This is a genomic window from Candidatus Hinthialibacter antarcticus (assembly GCA_030765645.1).
GTDB classification, from domain to species: Bacteria; Hinthialibacterota; Hinthialibacteria; order Hinthialibacterales; family Hinthialibacteraceae; genus Hinthialibacter; species Hinthialibacter antarcticus.
In genome coordinates, this window is sequence record JAVCCE010000061.1 from 15,520 (window position 1) to 34,960 (window position 19,441).

At 50.6% G+C, this 19,441-nt stretch carries 19 protein-coding genes; 11 read left to right on the forward strand and 8 right to left on the reverse strand.

Annotated features, from left to right (window positions below; all coding sequences use genetic code 11):
- Positions 1-8 precede the first annotated feature (8 nt).
- From P9L94_14995 to P9L94_15005, 3 genes are all read right to left on the reverse strand, one after another.
- Positions 9-692 (reverse strand): hypothetical protein, encoded by a 684-nt coding sequence (locus tag P9L94_14995; protein MDP8245389.1) that lies wholly within the window; start codon positions 690-692, stop codon positions 9-11.
- A gap of 83 nt (positions 693-775) precedes the next feature.
- Positions 776-1,087 carry an STAS domain-containing protein gene (locus P9L94_15000; protein ID MDP8245390.1) on the reverse strand — a complete coding sequence of 104 codons (312 nt, stop codon included), beginning with the start codon at positions 1,085-1,087 and terminating at the stop codon, positions 776-778.
- Positions 1,087-2,301 carry a hypothetical protein gene (locus P9L94_15005; protein MDP8245391.1) on the reverse strand — a complete coding sequence of 405 codons (1,215 nt, stop codon included), beginning with the start codon at positions 2,299-2,301 and terminating at the stop codon, positions 1,087-1,089. Before P9L94_15005 ends, P9L94_15000 begins: the two co-directional genes overlap by 1 nt.
- Before the next feature lie 253 nt (positions 2,302-2,554).
- On the opposite strand from P9L94_15005, the gene P9L94_15010 reads away from it, so the two are divergent.
- Genes P9L94_15010 through P9L94_15020 form a run of 3 tightly spaced genes read left to right on the forward strand, consistent with a single transcriptional unit; the run spans position 2,555 to position 7,064 of the window.
- A complete protein-coding gene (locus tag P9L94_15010) occupies positions 2,555-5,044 on the forward strand; it encodes a hypothetical protein (GenBank protein MDP8245392.1) in 2,490 nt (829 codons plus the stop codon).
- A gap of 21 nt (positions 5,045-5,065) precedes the next feature.
- Entirely contained in the window at positions 5,066-5,629 is a 564-nt protein-coding gene (locus P9L94_15015) for a hypothetical protein (protein MDP8245393.1), read from the forward strand.
- Positions 5,630-5,651: 22 nt separating this feature from the next.
- A complete protein-coding gene (locus P9L94_15020; protein ID MDP8245394.1) occupies positions 5,652-7,064 on the forward strand; it encodes a sigma-54 dependent transcriptional regulator in 1,413 nt (470 codons plus the stop codon).
- Between the two features lie 234 nt (positions 7,065-7,298).
- Here P9L94_15020 and P9L94_15025 read toward each other — a convergent pair whose 3' ends face one another.
- Complete coding sequence (locus tag P9L94_15025) at positions 7,299-7,874, reverse strand: YdjY domain-containing protein (GenBank protein ID MDP8245395.1); 576 nt, start codon at positions 7,872-7,874, stop codon at positions 7,299-7,301.
- A 205-nt stretch (positions 7,875-8,079) separates the two neighbouring features.
- Here P9L94_15025 and P9L94_15030 point away from each other — a divergent pair, with 205 nt between their 5' ends.
- Together P9L94_15030 and P9L94_15035 are read left to right on the forward strand one after the other, a co-directional pair.
- Positions 8,080-8,709: a prepilin-type N-terminal cleavage/methylation domain-containing protein gene (locus tag P9L94_15030; GenBank protein ID MDP8245396.1), complete on the forward strand. Its 630-nt coding sequence runs from the start codon at positions 8,080-8,082 to the stop codon at positions 8,707-8,709.
- 189 nt (positions 8,710-8,898) lie between these two features.
- Positions 8,899-10,401, forward strand: a complete 1,503-nt coding sequence (locus P9L94_15035; GenBank protein ID MDP8245397.1) for a hypothetical protein — start codon at positions 8,899-8,901, stop codon at positions 10,399-10,401.
- Here the strand turns inward: P9L94_15035 and P9L94_15040 are convergent.
- The 3 genes from P9L94_15040 to P9L94_15050 form a co-directional block, all read right to left on the reverse strand.
- Positions 10,398-11,903 (reverse strand): sugar ABC transporter ATP-binding protein, encoded by a 1,506-nt coding sequence (locus P9L94_15040; GenBank protein MDP8245398.1) that lies wholly within the window; start codon positions 11,901-11,903, stop codon positions 10,398-10,400. The genes P9L94_15035 and P9L94_15040 overlap by 4 nt on opposite strands.
- 69 nt (positions 11,904-11,972) lie before the next feature.
- Positions 11,973-12,575 (reverse strand): GNAT family protein, encoded by a 603-nt coding sequence (locus P9L94_15045; protein MDP8245399.1) that lies wholly within the window; start codon positions 12,573-12,575, stop codon positions 11,973-11,975.
- A gap of 118 nt (positions 12,576-12,693) precedes the next feature.
- Positions 12,694-13,125 (reverse strand): hypothetical protein, encoded by a 432-nt coding sequence (locus tag P9L94_15050; GenBank protein MDP8245400.1) that lies wholly within the window; start codon positions 13,123-13,125, stop codon positions 12,694-12,696.
- A 174-nt stretch (positions 13,126-13,299) separates the two neighbouring features.
- Between P9L94_15050 and P9L94_15055 the strand changes: the two genes are divergently transcribed.
- The gene (locus tag P9L94_15055; GenBank protein MDP8245401.1) at positions 13,300-13,917 is read left to right on the forward strand and encodes a type II secretion system protein; all 618 of its coding nucleotides are present in this window, start codon (positions 13,300-13,302) and stop codon (positions 13,915-13,917) included.
- Between the two features lie 373 nt (positions 13,918-14,290).
- Here the strand turns inward: P9L94_15055 and guaA are convergent, their stop codons facing one another.
- On the reverse strand, positions 14,291-15,832 hold the full coding sequence (gene guaA / locus P9L94_15060; GenBank protein ID MDP8245402.1) for a glutamine-hydrolyzing GMP synthase: 1,542 nt from the start codon (positions 15,830-15,832) through the stop codon (positions 14,291-14,293).
- 304 nt (positions 15,833-16,136) lie between these two features.
- On the opposite strand from guaA, the gene P9L94_15065 reads away from it, so the two are divergent.
- The 5 genes from P9L94_15065 to P9L94_15085 form a co-directional block, all read left to right on the forward strand.
- Entirely contained in the window at positions 16,137-16,508 is a 372-nt protein-coding gene (locus P9L94_15065; GenBank protein ID MDP8245403.1) for an NADH-quinone oxidoreductase subunit A, read from the forward strand.
- Positions 16,487-17,059, forward strand: coding sequence for an NADH-quinone oxidoreductase subunit B family protein (locus P9L94_15070; GenBank protein ID MDP8245404.1), 573 nt, complete (start codon positions 16,487-16,489; stop codon positions 17,057-17,059). Before P9L94_15065 ends, P9L94_15070 begins: the two co-directional genes overlap by 22 nt.
- Positions 17,060-17,080: 21 nt before the next feature.
- Complete coding sequence (locus P9L94_15075) at positions 17,081-17,608, forward strand: NADH-quinone oxidoreductase subunit C (protein MDP8245405.1); 528 nt, start codon at positions 17,081-17,083, stop codon at positions 17,606-17,608.
- 37 nt (positions 17,609-17,645) lie between these two features.
- Positions 17,646-18,872: an NADH dehydrogenase (quinone) subunit D gene (gene nuoD, locus P9L94_15080; GenBank protein ID MDP8245406.1), complete on the forward strand. Its 1,227-nt coding sequence runs from the start codon at positions 17,646-17,648 to the stop codon at positions 18,870-18,872.
- A gap of 381 nt (positions 18,873-19,253) precedes the next feature.
- A partial coding sequence (locus P9L94_15085) for a hypothetical protein (GenBank protein ID MDP8245407.1) occupies positions 19,254-19,441 on the forward strand: 188 nt, incomplete at its 3' end.

Sequence of the window (19,441 nt, forward strand, 5' to 3'; positions counted from 1 at the left end):
CCGGAGCGTTACGCCCCGATTGATGCAATGATGTAGGGTGCATTTTCGGGCGGTTTTTCTTTATATTGTTGAAGGAGCGCCGCGCTGGTCTCATCCATTTCTGCAATGGAAACTTCAACGCTCAACAGAGGCAAGCCCGATTTTTTTGAAGACGCAGAGTCTCCCTCGGCGATGATATGTTCACCGAAATGGCCCAGAGTCTCCGCGTCTAAGCCGTCAACAATCTGTGGCCAGACGCCAAGCAATGACGGGGTAAAATGAACCGACGCCAATCGCTCCATATCAGCCATATAATGCAAAATTGAGCGCAACGCCTGCTGCGCTTCCTGCGAGTGGAATTCACAATCCTGCGTAAAATCCAACCGAATCAGCGGCGCGTTAATGTAGGACGCAAGGTCGGTCCAACCGCCCGCCGCTGATATCTCAGCGCCAGCCTGGTCGGCGTCATGGCTAAGATAGAGCGGAAGATGAATGGCATAGGGTTGAATGCCCGCAGCGCCTCCCTTTTGCGCCCACTGATCGACAGCGTCGATGGACGGGTGGTCGCTTAGATTGCCCGGCGCCCCTGACCGTTTTGCGTTCCATTCAATCAGAACAGGCCCATCGCCTTGTCTATCATGCGTTGCAAACCAGTCGATACCACCGCCGTCGCTCCAACTCAAACTCGACAGGACGAGATTGCTAGACATCATCAAAACTCCACAGAGAGGGGCATTTTTTCATCAATCATCGCGTATTACGTTACAGCAGAGAACTTTTTGAAGATAGCCAATGATTAACCAGAGCGCTTAAATTCAAACAAATGGCTGATCTTGATAATTTTTAACACAAACCGAAATGTTTCCGGCAAATCTCTTAAAATCACGCCGCCTTTGTTGGCGCGAATACTATTTCCAAACCGAATAAGAGGTTGGGTAATAGACAATGGAACCACATCCACCATTTTGAAATCCATGACGACGTACTTTTCGCCGCGCTTAAGCAGTTCGCGCAATTTGTCCTCAAATAGATTCACATCGTCCGATTCAATATCACCAGACAATGAAAGAAGACAGATGTTTTTTTGTTTTGCCTCAGCAATCTGCATTAGCCTTCGTCTCCAACCAACTGTTTTAATTCTTTCGTTAAGCGGTCGATTACGGCTTGAAACTCCCGGTCAGAGACCGGCTTGGTGAGATATTCTTTAACAGGCAATTTGAGCGCGGCGCGAACTAGCGGCTCTACTTTTTCCGGGCCGATCACAATCAGCCAGGGCGCACTCTCTAATTCGGGAAGTTCCTTTTCCGCAAATTTAGCCAAATCGTCGCAATGGTCTAATTCAAAGTCGAGGATAAATAGGCTCCAGGGTTTTTGCGGTAAATAAATGTTTGCGTCTTCGATACGGGTTAGCGTCTCTGTTTTAAATCCGTGGTCTTGCAGCGGCAGCAACAAACGGTGAATCGCCGATAAATTTCGAGCAGCGACCAAAGCGGGGCCATGCGCGGATTTTGGCTCCAAATCTTGAATCGGTTTGACCGTCTCGGTTTTTTGCCCAAACGCAACCCCAAATGAATCTTCATCGACCACTTGGCTATCGCCATGACTGCCGTCACTTTCAGGCGGTTCCATCGAAAGGTCGAGTTCTTCCGTTGCGTCAAATTGACGGGAAGTATTTAACAACAGAGGGGACACGCTTTCCTGAGCGGAAAACGTATTTTCGCCAACAAGGCAGGTCACATCAACGCCGTCGTTTTCGCATTCTTGCAAAGAAGCCCGCAGAATCGTCAGCACGGTTGTCGCCATGCTTGTGACTTCGTGCAACGACACAATCAGTTCTTTCATCTTTTTAGAATGGGTTTTTAATACCGATTGGATTAACGCGCCGCTTTCAATATCAAGCCGCCCCATGACGCGCACCAAACCATAGTCATCCATAAACAAAGTCGTTAATGCAGCTTGTCCGCGAAACCATCGGCGAAATTCCGGGCGGGGGGTGTCGTCTTGCACGAACTGAATTCCAACACAATCGACTGACTCACGGCGAACAACTCTGCCGATCCGCATCAATGGATGTTCGCGTATTTGTTGAATATTGGTGATGTGCTTCGGGGTCTCTTCTTCCAGCAGCGGGACAATGTAGACCGTATCTTTCAGGCTAGGCAAACTATCGGTGCGCAGCAACATGCCCGATGCGCTTTCATTCAGAATCGACCCTTTATTAATAATTCGGATGCTAGATCGACACCAAACGCATGACTCATTGACAGCGCGTCTTTCTTCACGCTTTGGAGAAGATGACGCTGATTCAGACCGTTTCAGCATATTCAAATCCTTAAATATGAATCAGCATGCGCCATTATCTCAAAAAAGGCAAGGCAGGAAGCAGTTGAATGAACACTTATTGCGACCTGACAATTTAATTGTATTTCTATTTTCAACAATACCCAACACCGGCAGCCCTTACTTCAACAATCCCTCGATTTTTTGACTGTGCTCTCGCCATGACTATTTGAAAAGAAAGCCGTTATCATAATAGGCTTTATCACTGGAAGTACGCTAAGGGACCAATGATTCAATGGTGAAATTCCTCATTCAGATTCTGTGCGTAATCGGCCTGGGCCTTGTCCCGGCTGCTCAAGAAGAACCAGCCTCGCAGCTCTATTCTCAGGGCAACACCTCGTTCGCAACTGGCGACTATGTGGCTGCGAGTTATTATTTTCAGCGGCTGCACGACTCTGAGCAATGGGAGGCGTTCCCGCAGAAGGTCGATGTTCTTGGCAAATTAGGCATGGTCGAAGAAGGCCAAAGCCGCTTTGGCGCGGCCGCCTCTTGGTATCGCCAGGTCATTGTTGAGCTGGAGGCGAAAGCGCCACAGCAGATAGACGCCTTCGCCCAATATTATGTACTGCGGTACGCAGAATGCCTGGAGCGGTCCGGCGCCTATCCACAAGCCGCGAAAATTCTCTGGGAACAATACGCCCGTTCAGAACCGGTCCTTCAACCAACCATCCTTCACCGAATCTTACGGAATGCGCAATATAAGGAACTCGGCGAAGACGAACTGCGCGCCTTACGCGCAGAGGTCGAAGCCAACGGTTTGAGCAATCTGGGCTGGAACCTTGCCGACCTCTATCAACGCAACCAGCGTTTTAATGAAGCCTTTTCTTTGTATGAAGAACTATGGCCGAACGCCCCCGCTAACGCCCGCAACCACCTTGATGCAATGATTACAACCTATCAGGCGGCGGACAAACTCGATGGTTGGCTCGATCAGTTACAACAAGCCGTCGATGAAGGCGTCAATCCAAACCAATTCATTCTACTTGAGACAGAAATCCTTCGTTCGCTTGACCGGGGCGAAGAAGCCCTCAATCGCATGGAGACGGCGCTATCGAAATTGGCTGGCGTTCCAAACCTGAACGACATCGCATCGCTGGCAGGCAAAGCCCCATCCTCGCTCATTCAACACTGGCTCGAGCTGGTGCAGTTATACCGTGGAGAAGCCGACGCGCTCGTCCTGCTGCAAACCTGGGTCAATAACCAGCCCAACGACATTCTCCTACGCGGCAAGTTAGCCGAATGGACGGCAAACGCGGGCAAACTAGATGAAGCGGGCGAACTCTGGCTTTCATGGGCGCGCGACCGCGATTCCGACTCTGCCAGCATTCTGCTCGCCGCAGAAAATCTCATTGAACTAGGCGCCAATGACGCGGCCCGGCAATTGCTCGCGGAACAACAAGCCAATCTTGACCCGAAATTCGCCATGCGCTTCGGACAACTGGCGATGCGGGTTAACCAATTTCAACAAGCGATCGACGCGTTTAACACGGCTACCGTCAAAGTGCAAACTCCCGCAATTGTAATTTCCGACGCGGTATTGACCTATGCGGATTCGGCGCCGGATGCCGACGCATTGTTTGGCGCACTGATTGGCAGCGTTTCGGGCGAACCGTTCAGCGCCCTCCCCGCCTGGTCGCGAACCGCAGTGCAAGAACTGGGCTTCCGCCGAAACCGCATGAATACCCTGCGGGACATGGCGCTCGCGGAACCGTCAGGCGCCTGGCGCATCGAACTGGCCCGCGCCGCCTCCCAACAAGGAGAACAAGACTGGGCGCTTGAACTTCTCGACCAAATTGCCGACGACAGCCCGTATCGGAATACGGCAAAACGAGAAAAAGCCCTGCTATTAGGAAATTCCATTCTCGTTCCGCGAAAAGTTGAAGCAGTCCAACTCATGCAGTCATCCCTCGAAGCGGTCTTATCGGCGACCAGCGAAATTCCTTTGACGCACATCATGGTCGAGCGGATGCTTACTTACAGTGAATACAGCCTCGACGCTTTCTTGCCGAACGATGCCTTGCGGGCCATCGTGCGCGTTGAATCCGCATCGAACGAACTCGCGCAGCCAATGCCCCCAATCAATCAGGAGCGGCTACGGTTTTTACGCGCCCGCGCCATGATGGAACTCGGCTCTTGGACGCGCGCATTGGAAATGTATCAGACAATCACGCTGCCACCGTATTCTACCGACGCCCGGTTTTATGAAGCGCTGATTTTTCTTGGGCTGGAACAGACCGAAGAAGCCAAGGCCGCAATGCAAGAGTTGCTCGACCAACCCGAACACTGGCGAAGAGCGAATGATGCGCTGGCGTATTTGACCGCGTTGGAACCTCTCGTCGGCGAGCCGCTCGAATGGCTGTGTAAAGCGCAACTGTTTGAACTCCAGGGCCGCTTGATGGAAGCTGCGCCGTTTTACCGCCAGATCGCCGTTGCGCAATACGGAGAAGACACCGAAGAATGGGCGCGCTACGTCATTGGCGACTTGGAACGCATTTCAGGGCAGTGGTCAGCCGCGCGCCAGGAATGGGAGCGGTTGGCGCTGGATGTTGATCATCCTGTAATTCATGCCATGATTCGCTGGGAGCTGTGGCGCGCCGCCGTCGCTGATGACGCCGTTGCGGCAGCGACAGGGTTCCAAAATTTATTGATGGATTTTCCTGACAGCCTGGCTGCTGATTTGGCCCGGCTCGAATTTCAAAAGCGCAGTCAATCTAATAATCCGTAAGGAGGCATTTAAGCGGAAGCCATGCAAGCAAACGGTGAATCTATGCCTTTACCAACGGTCGAATCGCCTTCGATCAAGCCACACGTCAATCAAGATGAAACTTCACGCAAGCTGAGCGTCTGGGAAGTGATTGCTCTCACGCTGGCCTTTGTGCTCATTGTTTTTGGCGCAATCCCCAATTTTTTTGGCGCATTAAGCGACCTGCGCGGAGAAGAATGCAGCCGTCGGCTTACCCTGGCAGGCAATTGTTTACAGAACCTCGCGAACAAAAACGACACCAAACCCGGCGAGCAAATTTGCCAATTGTTTGACCTAAACCAGTTGCTCGAAAACACCCAACGCGGCGGCTCATTGATTAGCAGTTCCGGCCGCTACATCGTGTTTTATAAAATTGGGGTCGAACCAGATTGCGCGGACGTCGGTAATCATCAAGTCACGCTCACATTGGGCGCTGATGGAAAAATCGTCCCGCCGGTTTGTTCACTGGCGCAAGGCGAAGACGGCGAAAAATATAGAAGCAAAGGTCTCCATGTTTGCGACATCGAGCATGTGACGGGCGACTTGGGTTTAACCCCATCGAACTAAACCACCAAGAGAGAGATGGTTGATGGCTACAATTCTCATCGCGGAAGACGAAGCCAAAATGCGCAAGATTCTCGCATTGGCTTTATCAGAAGATGGCCATGAGATTCTCGAAGCGCAAAACGCTGAGGAAGCCGCCTCTACCATACGCACCCACTCCGTCAGCCTTGTCATCAGCGATTTGCGAATGCCGGGCGGCGGCGGCATGGCGCTGCTGAAATCCGTTCAGGAGATCAACCACTACATCCCGGTCATTATTCTCACGGCGTACGGCACTATTGAAAACGCCGTCGATGCGCTCAAAAACGGCGCCGTCGATTACTTGCTCAAACCCTGCGACCTGGATGAAATCAAACTCGCCGTTGAAAAAGCGCTGCAAATTCAACAACTCGAATTAGAAAACATATACCTGCGCAACGAGATATCAGACCACTTTGGCGATGATGTCATCATTTCGCGCTCCGAGTCAATGAAACGGGTCACCGACCTCGTAAAGCGCGTGTCCCAAGGCGACGGCATCGTCTTGATTTCAGGCGAAAGCGGTTGCGGCAAAGAAATGATCGCCCGCAGCATCCACCTGCAAAGCGCCCGCCGCGAAAAAGCGTTTGTTACAGTGAAATGCGCTGGAATCCCGGCAGATTTGCTCGAAATTGAACTGTTTGGGCGCGTACGGAATCTACACGGCGGCCCAACCGGCCCGCTGTCGGGCAAATTTGAACTCGCCAACAGCGGCACCCTCTTTTTAGATGAAGTGGGAGAATTGCCGTCCCGCATTCAAGGTAAAATCCTACGGACGCTGAGCGACAGCACTATTGAACCCGTTGGCGGCGTTCGTGAAAAGAAAGTCGACGTTCGAATCATTGCCGCAACCCGTCACGATCTCGAAGAGCGCGTCCAAAACGAAATGTTCCGTTCCGAACTCTATTACCGGCTTAATGTACTGCCGATCCGCTTGCCGCCGCTACGTGAACGAACGGAAGATATCCCGCCGTTGATTGAACATTACCTCAACATGAAAACGTCGGGTAAGCCGCCATTATCTTTCACACAGAGTGATATGAACGAGATGGTGAAATATTCATGGCCCGGAAACGTGCGTGAATTACAAAACCTTGTCGAGCGCGCCTTGGTGTTGGGTTCAACCAGCGCAAAAGAACTGTTGCCGCCATCGCAACTGGCGCAGGAGACGGCGGATTCTCTTCCCCTTCAGGACCAGGGGCTATTAGAGCAATCCTATAAAGAGGCGAAAAAATTTGTCCTTGAGCGTTTTGAACGCGCCTATTTTTCAAATGTATTGAAAAAGACAAACGGCAATGTGTCACGCGCCGCAAAAATGGCTGACGTGCACCGTAAAAACCTGCATGTCAAAATTTCTGAACTCGGCCTTGATCCCCACAAACTCTCTCAAACTGATGATTCGCCTCATTCCGATTCCTGAATACAAAATAGTTCTTCCGTAAATTTATATACTATATTTATCAATTGAATTGAGATTTCGCTTCACTCGGCATGGGTACAGATATGCTCGAGATATGCTCGCTTCAGTGCGGGCTTTCAGGCTCTTATGCATAGGCGCTCCCCGAGTTGCACCCATGCCTGAATTGGTTTTTCAATTTTTGATATGCCGGAATATGTTTTCGTAATCAAAATAGCCATCCATCAATGTAGGCGCTCACTTACTGGATGAACTATAAAAATTGACCCTCACTGCGGCGCCATCTTTGGGGAGATTCGACTCAATCGCCCGGAAGGTTTTTCGATCCAGCGCCTGATCGCGAATCGTAAACGCATGGTTGCTGGTCCTTCCACCCGGGCAAGAGAATAAACAGGTCACGCATCCTGATCGCCAAACCGGAACCAGCGCCGCATGTCCGCCGACGCGAATATCAAAGTCAGATTCAGATGCGCTTTCGATCATTTCACCCATGCGGTGTTCAACGCCGTCCCATTCGACTGTGATGCGTATCTTTGTTCCCTCTACCCGCTGGTCAGGAGCGGTGGACTTCTCGTCTTTGCGCTCCGTCCACGCTTCCGCCGTCAAATTATCACCCGGTTTGGCTCCGGTTGCGATTAGTTTCGCCAATATATCTACATCTGGGACATTCGATTCTATTAAGGCTTTTCGAGCGTTGCCTCCACCCGACCAAACAATGAAATGATGACCGTTTGCGCGGTCGTTTCGAGAATTAAACCGGGCGGGATATATCTTTCCACCAAATGTAACCTTATCGCCACTAACTTCTATCATAACAACGTCTTTCACACCTACATCACAAGAGATTATCCAGAGAGAAATTACTACAATCATCACATGAGCGAAAAAATATCTAAAAAAGTACATCTTTTTACAATTCCTACCTGACAGAAGTGTAAATGAGACACTACTATGAGTATATGGTCACTACACTAGACGCATCGTGTCGAAATTAGATCATACATCAGGAGACGGTTGAATGAAAAAAGGATTTACATTAATTGAGTTGCTTATTGTTGTAGCCATTATCGGAATCTTAGCTGCGATTGCAGTTCCAAATTTTTTGAATGCTCAGATTAAAGCCAAAGTCGCGCGTACGCAATCCGACATGCGCTCCGTCGCAACCTCCATCGAAACCTTTCGGTTAGACAAAGGCGTCTTATTGCTGGATTTTTGGGATGATGACAACGATTGGGCGAAAGACCGCTGGAGAGACAATTTTGGCGGCGTCGGTCCCCAGCCTCCATATACAACATTCGAACAACCGTTTTACCCACTCACGTCTCCAGTTGCGTACATGAGTTCGGTTCCTCAAGATCCGTTCATCGCCCGTTCAGAAGACGTTGGGTTTGGCGCGAATGAAATGGGGCGCAGTTACATTTATTTCGATAACGACCCTCAAGGCGGCGCGGAAAACTTTGGAATCGATTTATATAAAGCGGCAAATGCCCACCAATATAACTTGAATCCTCTGAAACGCGGTGAATTTGCACTCATCAGCATCGGCCCGGATGGCTTCATCGGCGTCAACGATCAGGGTGCGTTGCGGGGTTTGCCCTATGACGCTTCCAATGGCGTAATCAGTTCTGGAGATGTTGTACGTCGATAACAACCCTCTATTTGAAACGAAAAAGCCCCTTCAACCGTTCGTTGAAGGGGCTTTTTGTGTTTCATTAAAGAATAGACTTTAGTACCAAAATATGATGAAATAGTAAATTCAACAAAAAATCGCTATAATTAGCGTAACGTAGCCAAGCCAAAAAAACGCAACATACTCTGAGTTTGGGGACTCGAAACGATGGCGCAAAGCCTGACTGTGAAAGCCTTGAGCCGACTCGCACTCGCCGCTTTGGCATTATCGCAAGTGTGTTTTGCCCAGATACACATTTCTGAGTCTGATGTGAGCGCTGTGCGCCTCAGTCACCCCGGCGCGTACGCGTATGAAATCGGAGCATTTGTGGAAGGCATTGGCGACATCGACGGCGACGGCTTTAAAGAAATTGCAATCGGCGCCCCATCATTCGACCCGGGGGGAGACCTCGGGCTCGAAACCCGCAACGGCGCCGTTTTCGTTGTATCCGGCAAGATGCTCCAACACGACAAAACAACGATTGATCTATCTGAACCGGGGCTGATTGCCTGGTCGATTATTGGTCGCCAAGAATCAAAAATCGGAAACATGATCGCCGCATTGGGCGATATCAACGGAGATGGCTTTGATGATTTTGCCTTTTCATCTCCCCACCAATCAGATTCATACATTATGTACGGCGGCGAGGTGGTCCCACGGCTATTGCCGCTGAATGACTTTGAAAATTATGGAACCCACATTCTCAATTCCGGCGCAAGTTTTAGTTCTGCAGGCGACTTCAACGGCGATGGCTTCAATGACGCCGCGTTGGGACGCCCAACCGATCCAAAATCGCAAAATGGACCGGGACGCCTCTCTTTATTATATGGCGCCAGTTCATTTCCCCACCAAATAGACGCACAAGACCTCCCCTCGATTGTTGGGTTGCCCAACACCCAATTGGGAAAAAGCATTGTCGGCGGCTTCGACCTGAAAGCCGATGGATTTAGCGACCTGTTAATCAGCGAACCCAACTGGGGGCCGCAAAACCAGGGGCGCGCCTTTGTTTTAGAAGGCTCAGAATCTCTCCAACAAGATTTTGATGACGGCCTGAAAAGCCCACTCATGTTTGAGCCGGTCCACGGCTATGCGCGAACCGTCCATGACGTAAACGGCGATGGGCTGATCGATTTTTTGCTTGGCGTCAATGAACAAGAAGCCTGGATTGTTCTTGGCCGCCCCAACTTTGAAGGAACCGTCAATCAGAAATTTCTTGAAAACGATCCATTGAGCATACATCTGACTGGCGACGCGACCTACTATGGAATCCACGACGTAAACGGCGACGGGTTTGCAGACATCGCCGCTGCGATGCCAAACGCCACCGTCAACGGCAAAGCGCTGGTTGGTCAAGTGATGTTTCTGTTTGGAAAAACGGAATGGCCAAAAGAAGTGAACATCAGCCTGCTCAGCGAGAGCAGCGACAATCAATTGGATTACCTGATCATTGACGGGCGGGAAGAATTCGACGTCTTCGGTTCATCGGTCGCGGGAATTAAAGATATTCAGGGCGACGGTTTTGACGATGTCATCATTGGCGCACCCACCATCCGCGATCCAAGCGGACTCAAAAAAGACCGCCCCGGCTCAGCGTATGTCATTCAAGGACGCAACGTGTATTTCATCACTCAGACCGAACGCAGCCAATTTTTCACCCGCAATAGCGACTAAGCCGTCACTGACGCCGTTCTTCGCGTCGCCAGTTGCATGATGCCTTCCTGTGAAGCGTCTTGCCGCGAGAGTTCCCCTTCGATCCGACCTTCGCATAACACAATGATTCGGTCCGCCATGCCCAGCACTTCCGGCAGTTCCGACGAAATCATCAAGATGCCCGCACCGCGACGCAGCAAATCATTCATCAGCAAATAGATTTCCCGTTTGGCGCCGACATCCACCCCGCGCGTGGGTTCGTCAAAGATAAACAAACGGGAATTCGCCAGCAGCCATTTGGCCAAGACCACTTTTTGTTGGTTGCCGCCAGACAACGCCCGCGCTTCAGTTTCAACCGAAGGCGCTTTGATTTGCAGGTCTTTCAGTTTTCTATGCGCGGCCTCATGCTCCATTTGGCGGCTCAGCAAACCAAAACGGCAAAACTCTTTCAATTTTGGCAAGGTCGCGTTCTCGCGAATTTTCATCCCAAGAATGAGGCCCTGCGCTTTGCGGTCTTCTGTCAGCAAACACACGCCCTGGTCGATTGCCTCACGCGGGGTTCGAAAGCAGACTTCACGATTGTCTAAAAAAATTCGCCCCGCCTCATGTTTATCGGCGCCGAAAATCATCCGCGCAACTTCCGTCCGGCCCGCCCCCATCAATCCAGTCAGCGCAACGATCTCGCCTTGGTTTATAGAGAATGAAACGTCTTGCACTCGTCCGCGCGAGAGTTCTTCGACGCGCAATATTTCTTTGCCGGTTGAAAAAACTTCTTTGGGGAATTCATCTTCCAATTTGCGCCCCACCATTTTTTCGATAACGGCGTCGCGGTCTAATTCGCTGACCGGCCAAGTCCCGACGAATTCTCCATCGCGCAAGACGGTGATGCGTTCGCAGATTTGAAAAATTTCTTCGAGCCGATGTGAAATGTAAATCACGCCGACGCCCTGCGCCTTCAAGGTTGCGACGAGTTCAAATAACTTCGCCGTCTCTTGCGGGGTCAACGCGGCGGAGGGTTCATCCATCGCGATCAAGCGGCAATCAAAGGCCAGCGCTTTGGCGATTTCAATCATCTGCTGTTGCGCGACTGACAAATCCAACACGGGGACATTCAGCGGAACGTCAACGCCAAGCCGATCAAACAGCGCTTGAGCGCGGCGGTGTTCTTCACGAAAAGAGACGAAGCCAAACCGCGTCGGCTCGCGGCCTAAAAAGATATTTTCCGCAGCATTTAAATGAGGGATGAGATTAAATTCCTGATAAATAATCGAAACGCCCGCTTCGCGCGCCCGGAGCGGCGTGTCCATCACCGTCGGTTCGCCTTCGATCAAAATCTCACCTGAATTGGCGTGTTCGGCGCCGGCCAGAATTTTCATCAGCGTTGATTTGCCGGCCCCGTTTTCGCCAATCAGCGCGTGGGCTTCTCCCGCGCGGACGTTCAACGACACGTTATGCAATGCGCGTACGCCGGGGTATCGTTTGCAAATCGAATTCATTTGTAAAAATGGACGATCGTGATTCACCCGTTTCTCCCCATTCAATTACCAAATTCAAAACGACAAAAAAAGAATAGCACAGAATCGTCCACGTGATTACTTTAAGATAAACGACTGGATCGTTTGTTTTACGCGCGGCCATTCGTCATCGAGGACGCTGTAATAAACCGTGTTGCGAATATGACCGTCCCAGCAAATGCGCGTACGGCGCAACACGCCTTCACGAACGAAGCCGAGTTTTTCCATTGCGCGTTGCGAACGAAGATTGCGCTCGTCGCATTTCAACTGCACCCGCACCGCGCCCAGCGTCTCAAAGGCGTGTTGCATGAGCAACAACTTACATTCAGGGTTCACCGCGCTGCCATGCACGCCCGGCGTTAACCATGTCCAGCCGATTTCCACATTGCGGTCTTCACGGCGGATATCCAGATAGCGAGTGGAACCAATCACCTGGTCTGTTGCGGCGCCAAAAATCGTAAAGGGAAGTTGCGTCCCCTTCTCTTGCTCGCTTAACGCGTCATTGATCCAAGTGCGGGTTTCATCAACATGCTCTTGCATTTCACACGGCAGATAACGCCACAGGTCTTCATGCCGCCCGGCTTCGTAAAGTCCGCTCGCGTGTTCAAGTTGGAGCGGTTCCAAACGTACGCGCTCGTTCGAGATTACAATCGGCTGTGGATCAAAACAGTTCACGCTCATTCAATATCCCCATGTAAGAAGGATGAAAAAAAGGATGAGATAGAATAGGCGCTACTCAGAAATGATCCATCCCCAAAAATGGGTGATATCTGTTTACGCTACAATTTGTGAAGGGCGGTTAGATCGAAGCGCCAGCGGGAGGCGCAACATGAATCAGGGCTTCGGCGATTGATTGGCTTCCCTCTTCATCAATCACAATCATTTTGTATTTGTGCAATCCATATTCGATCATGCCCTTGTATTCTTCTTCAAAGGTTTCTCCTGGTTTGAATGGAGTCTTCACTTCTTTGCCGTTGACGAAGAACTTCAGTGTTTTGATTCCATCCGGGTCATTGGCAAATAGATATAATTTGTATGGATCGTTTCCTGTCAGTTTTTTGCGTTGCGCAAAAACTTTTGAAAGCGTATAGACAAAAAGATGCTGCCTGCCTTTAAACGTATTTGCGTCTAAAAATTGAACACTGCTGTATGGTTTGTTCAACCATACCGACAAGCCATAAACGATGGCGATCATTACAATAACCCACGGAACTACTTGTTTGAGTTTCATGATCTTGGTTCTCCCCACAGGTACATTGTCATAGCCAGTCCCCCGCAACCACTCAAAGTTGTAAAAACTTGTCATAAATATGAAGAAAAGTTTAACGCAGGCATTTTTTTTATGACGCAGAAACAAAATTCTGCTAACTTGATAAAATTACTTATATTTCAGGAGAATTTCAGCATGACTCGCCCGAACGCCTTTACCTTGATTGAGTTGTTGATCGTTGTTGCGATCATTGGCATTCTCGCCGCCATCGCCGTCCCCAACTTTTTGAATGCGCAAGTCCGAGCAAAAATTGGTCGCGTTTTAAGTGATATGCGCAGCATCAATACGGCGATTCAGATGTATTCAACCGATCACGGGCGTGAAATTCTTGACACGGTTGAGTTGCCTGACTATAGCGGAACCGCTTGGGACGTCTGGGAACGGCTGACAACTCCTGTTAGTTATATTTCAGGCAGCGCGTTTATCGATCCGTTTATTCCTGAAACCAACCCTGTAAGCACTGGCGCCGCTGGCGAAGCAGTCAGGGCAGGCACTTACCAATATCACAACATCAAAATTTGGCGGGAAGATAATCTTGGCGGAATGGGGACATTAGCAGACCAGACTGCACGGTATTATGTGCGCAGCGCAGGGCCCGACCGCTGGTACATCAATCACCCGATGCGGTTAATGAATTGGATGGCGTTCGATACCTCAAACGGTTTAAGCAGCATCGGCGATATCATCTTAAGCGACAAAGGCATCCTGGGACAATCATTTTCTGGCAACGATGGCCCATCGGACTACATCTAATGAAACCTACAAACCAAGCCAACCACGCATTCACAAATGGGGGGAGAGCAGGCGGTGTGATTTTGAAACCAAATGTAGGGTGAAATGAATGGAATGAATTCCACTATTTACTTTTGATAATTGAATTCGGAAAATATTTATTGGTGGGACTGCCTGCCGCAGGTGGGTTTCGCTGCGCTCAACGCCACCCTACTTGAAACGTAATCATAATTCGCGAGCCCACCCTACCTCGGTTAATCAAAGCGTTTAAACAAATCGGAGCCTGTTTTTATCATCCACTCATGTCTCAGCGCGCCGGAACGGCCCCGCGATTAATTCAGATAGCGCGTGTGATGTTAATACGAACCTTGATACCAAACAGAAAATAACAAGGTTATTCCCATTCGATGGTGCCCGGGGGTTTGGAGGAGATGTCGTAGACCACGCGGTTGACGCCGCGCACCTCGTTGATGATGCGGTTGGAAATTCGCTTCAGTACCTCGGTGGGGATATCGAACCAATCGGCAGTCATGTAGTCCTTGGTTTGCACGGCGCGCAGCGCGATGACTTGCTCGTACGTGCGGCTGTCACCCATCACGCCCACGGAGCGAACCGGCAGCAACACCGCAAAGCCCTGCCCGATGTCGTAATATAAATCGGCGTCTTTTAACTCTTTGATATAGATATCGTCCGCCTGCTTGAGGATGCGCAGCCGTTCTTCGGTGATCTCGCCCAGAATACGGATCGCTAGACCCGGCCCAGGAAAGGGATGGCGCCAGACGCTGTGCTTGTCGATTCCAAGTTTGAGTCCAAGTTCGCGCACTTCATCTTTGAACAACTCGCGCAGCGGCTCGATCAGTTTGAGTTCCATGTTTTCGAGCAGCCCGCCGACGTTGTGGTGAGTTTTGATAGTCGCCGATGGCCCTTTGAATGAGATCGACTCAATCACGTCAGGATAGAGCGTCCCTTGCAGCAGAAAGTTCACGCCGCCAATCTTTTTGGCTTCAACTTCAAAAACTTCGATAAACGTGTTGCCAATGATTTTGCGTTTGGTTTCCGGGTCGGTGACGCCGTAGAGTTTACTGAGAAAGAGGTCGCTTGCGTCGACCAGGTGAAGATTGATCCCCATTTCGTCACGCAGGCGTTTCATCACTTGCTCGGTTTCATTGAGACGCATAACGCCGTTGTCGACCAGGATGGCGTGGAAGCGCTCGCCGATGGCTTTGTGCATCAACACCGCCGCGACGGTTGAATCGACGCCGCCGCTGACTGCACCGATGACGGTTTCATTTGGCCCGACCATGTTACGGATGCGCTCGACGGTTTCTTCGAGAAACGAGCCCATGCTCCAGTCGCGGTTACATGCGCAGACGCCGCAGACAAAGTTCTCTAATATCTGTTTACCCATCGGCGTGTGGCTGACTTCGGGGTGAAACTGGATGCCGAAATAATTGCGGCTGGGATCGGCGACGGCTGCGTGTTCTGAGTTGGGCGTCTTAGCGATGTCGCGAAAACCGTCCGGCAAGCGCAACACCTTGTCGCCGTGGCTCATCCAGACTTGGATAGAATCCGGCAGCCCTTGGAAGAGGGGCTCGGCCTGTTCTATCACCAAGTCAGCGTGTCCATATTCGCGCTTTTCGCCTGCCGCAACTTCGCCGCCAAACGAAAGCGACATCTCTTGTAAACCATAGCAAATGCCGAGGATAGGGATACCCATCTCCCAAACGGCTTTATCTGCGTGCGGGGAGTCTTTTTCATAGACCGAGTAAGGCCCGCCCGACAATATGATGCCCTTCGGATTTTTGCTGCGAATCTCTTCGATTGAAGCGGTGCAGGGATGCAGTTCGCAATACACGCCCAACTCGCGAACGCGGCGCGCGATGAGATGGCTGTATTGTGAACCAAAATCAAGAATAACAATGGCATCGTGTTGCATCGCAGGAGCACTCCAGGCATGTCTTTTGGGATGGGTAAAACTGTCTATTGCTAGATCAAAATAACCTATCGTCAAATCCGCCCCCAAAAAAGGGTAAGCGCAATATTTTGTGTGTTTTTCTTAAAATGGTCGCAAAAAGGGGTTTCTTTTCTTGCAGGGCGAACTGCTTGCCTCTACACTGTTTCGTGAAAACAATATACAGAGTGGTTTTCAGAAATTCATTTGGAGAACACGCACTTTCTGAACCCATCATTGAACCGAACGAAATTTTGAAAACCGCAATGTCAATCTAGGATTGCGGCAAATGCTACTTTACGATTATATCCCAATTTTGCTGATGACGCTGCTCGCGATAAGCTTCGCTGTGGGCAGTGTGCTCATGTCGTTTCTCATCGGCCCCCGCATTGACGACCCTGAAAAACTCGACACCTATGAATGCGGAATGCCACCCGTCGGCAACGCCAAAGAACCGTTCAACGTGAAGTTCTTCCTCGTCGCCATGCTCTTCGTTATCTTTGATATCGAAATCATCTTTCTGGTGTTATGGGCGGTGGCGTTTAAAGAGCTGGCCTGGTACGGCCTCGCAGTCATCGGCTTCTTTCTCGCGATTCTAGTCGTCTCGCTCATTTATGAGCTAAAAAAAGGAGTGCTGGAATGGGCATCGAAAGTACGATAGTTGATTTCGTCGGCAGCGACGTAATTACCACTTCGGTGGATAAAGTCATAAACTGGTCGCGCAAGAACGCCATCTGGCCGTTAACGATGGGTCTGTCCTGTTGCGCGATTGAGATGATGGCGACGGGCGCGTCCCGTTATGATATGGCGCGATTCGGCGCAGAGGTGTTTCGCGCCTCGCCGCGTCAGGCCGACCTGATGATCGTTGCGGGCACCCTCACCAAAAAAATGGCGCCGGTCGTCCGTAAGATTTACGATCAGATGGCGGAACCGAAGTGGGTCATCTCAATGGGCGCTTGCGCTTCCTGCGGCGGAATGTTTAACGTCTACAGCGTGGTTCAAGGCGTGGACGAAGTCTTGCCGGTAGACGTTTACGTCCCGGGTTGCCCGCCGCGTCCCGAAGCCCTCTTGTATGGCGTCATGCAGTTGCAGCGCAAAATTAACGAAATGGAAGTCTCGGGCAAAAAGCGTCATGAACTCGAACCGACTATCGTCGGCGCTGAGAGCAAAGACGCGAACCGCGTTCCACCAAAAATGGCAGGCGTTGTCTGATAACGACCGGAGAATGAATCTATGTTTGCTATCGTCGGCGACCCAGTCGATTATGTGAAAAATGCCATCCCTGAATTGTTCACGACTTCCATTGAGAAGGTTGAAGAATTTCGGGGCGAGTTGACGCTGTATGTAAAGCCGGAGCAATTGCGCACCGTTTGCGAGGCGATCAAACAGCATCTTGATTTAGATTTTGACCATTTGCCTGACCTGACGGCAGTCGACCACTTGAAAGAAATGCAAGAAGGCGAACCACGTTTTCACGTGGTGATTCACTTGTTCTCTACCTTTCGCAAAAAACGCATTCGGTTGAAAGTTCCTGTGTGGGAAGATAACTGCGCGGTGGATTCCGTCGCCGACATCTGGACCTCGGCCAACTGGCACGAACGCGAATGCTACGACTTATTTGGAATTACCTTCAATGGTCACCCTGATCTGCGCCGTATTATGATGCCGGACGATTGGGAAGGCCATCCGCTTCGTAAGGATTATCCGGTTTCAAATCAGGAACCGTACGAATATATCAATAAACAATTGGCCAGCGAATAATTGATTTCAACACACTATTTTGTGACGGGTTTAAGAGATGCCTTATAAGCTTGAATTTCAAACCGACCGCGGCATCACAGAGAAACTGAAGGAATACCACTCCGAGCACATGGTGCTCAACATGGGGCCGCAACACCCCAGTACGCACGGCGTTTTGCGCCTGGTGTGCGTGTTGGACGGCGAGGAAGTCATTGATGTGATTCCCGATGTAGGCTATCTGCATCGCGGCATGGAAAAACTGGCGGAAGCCAAAGGCTATCACCGTTTCATTCCATTTACTGATCGCCTCGATTATCTCGCTCCCATGTCAAACAACACCGCGATGGTGTTGGCGGTGGAAAAACTGATCGGCATCGAAGCCCCGCCGCGCGCCCAGTATCTACGCACAATTTTGTGTGAGTTGGCGCGGATTTCCTCCCACTTGCTTTGGTTGGGAACCGGCGCGTTAGACATCGGCGCCATGTCGGTTTTTTTGTATACCTTTCGTGAACGCGAACGGCTCTACGATATTTTTGAAAACGTCTGCGGCGCCCGTTTCACGGTTTCATACATGCGGGTTGGCGGCGTCTCAGTTGATATTCCTCCTGGATGGGTCGAGCAAGTGCGTGGATTCATCGACGATTTCGGCAAGAAAATCCAGGAATACGAAACGCTGTTAACCAATAACAAAATCTGGCGCATCCGCACCGAAGGCATCGGCAAGATTTCCGCCGAACGCGCCATCAACGCGGGCATGACCGGGCCGTGCTTGCGTGGCAGCGGCGTTGACGTTGACCTGCGGCGCGACAACCCCTACATGATATATGACCAGTTAGACTTTGACGTGCCGCTGGGCGAAAACGGCGATACCTTTGACCGCTATTTGGTTCGGATCGAAGAACTGCGCCAATCACGTCGAATCATCACCCAGGCGTTAGACCAGTTGCCTGACGGCCCGATCAAAGTAGAAGATAACAAAGTTTCATTTCCCGACCGCGATAAAATTGAAACCTCGATGGAAGCGTTAATCCATCACTTCCTGCTTGCGTCGGAGGGCGTCAAAGCGCCTGCGGGCGAAGTCTATCACGCCATCGAAGCGCCTAAGGGTGAATTTGGCTTCTATGTCGTCGGCGACGGGAGCGGGCATCCCAAACGGATGAGGATCCGCTCTCCGTCCTTCTGTAACCTGTCCGTCTTGCCCGAAATGGCGCGTGGACACATGATCGCGGACTTGGTTGCTGTGATTGGGACGATTGATTTGGTACTCGGCGATTGTGATCGTTAGTTCAGAACCTCTTGAGTCATGGCTCAAAAAGTATATCGTTTTATAGAAACTCCTATTGACAAGGAAACCTATTTTCTTTACTCTTTCGATTGAATGATATTTTGCGATTGATTCGCGACGCCAAGCCCCGGAAGGGGAGACCGGCTTTTTGGTTACACCGCCAATTGAAAGCCAGAATGGGGAAACGGTCAGCTTGGGGAGGAACAAGGGTGTCGCGAAATAAAAACCGCTTCCGCTCGGGAGCGGTTTTTATTTATATCCATTTACACGAAAGCCCTCGCATGAATGCGAGGGCTTTTTTTTACTCGAATTTTAATCCACATAGAATTTTGGCAGATCAGAATTAAGGTTCATCCGGTAAGTGAGTACCTACCTTGATGGATGGCCATTTTGGGGATTCAGAAATGGGCTCCGGCATTTCACAAATTGACAAACCAATCAGGTATGAGTGGAACTCTGGGAGCGCCTGTGCATAAGGGCTTGAAAGCCCGCACTGAAGCGAGCAGAGTTGTACCCATGCCTGATACAGCGAAAGATCAAGAATTCACGAAAAAGCGTCAAAAAACGCA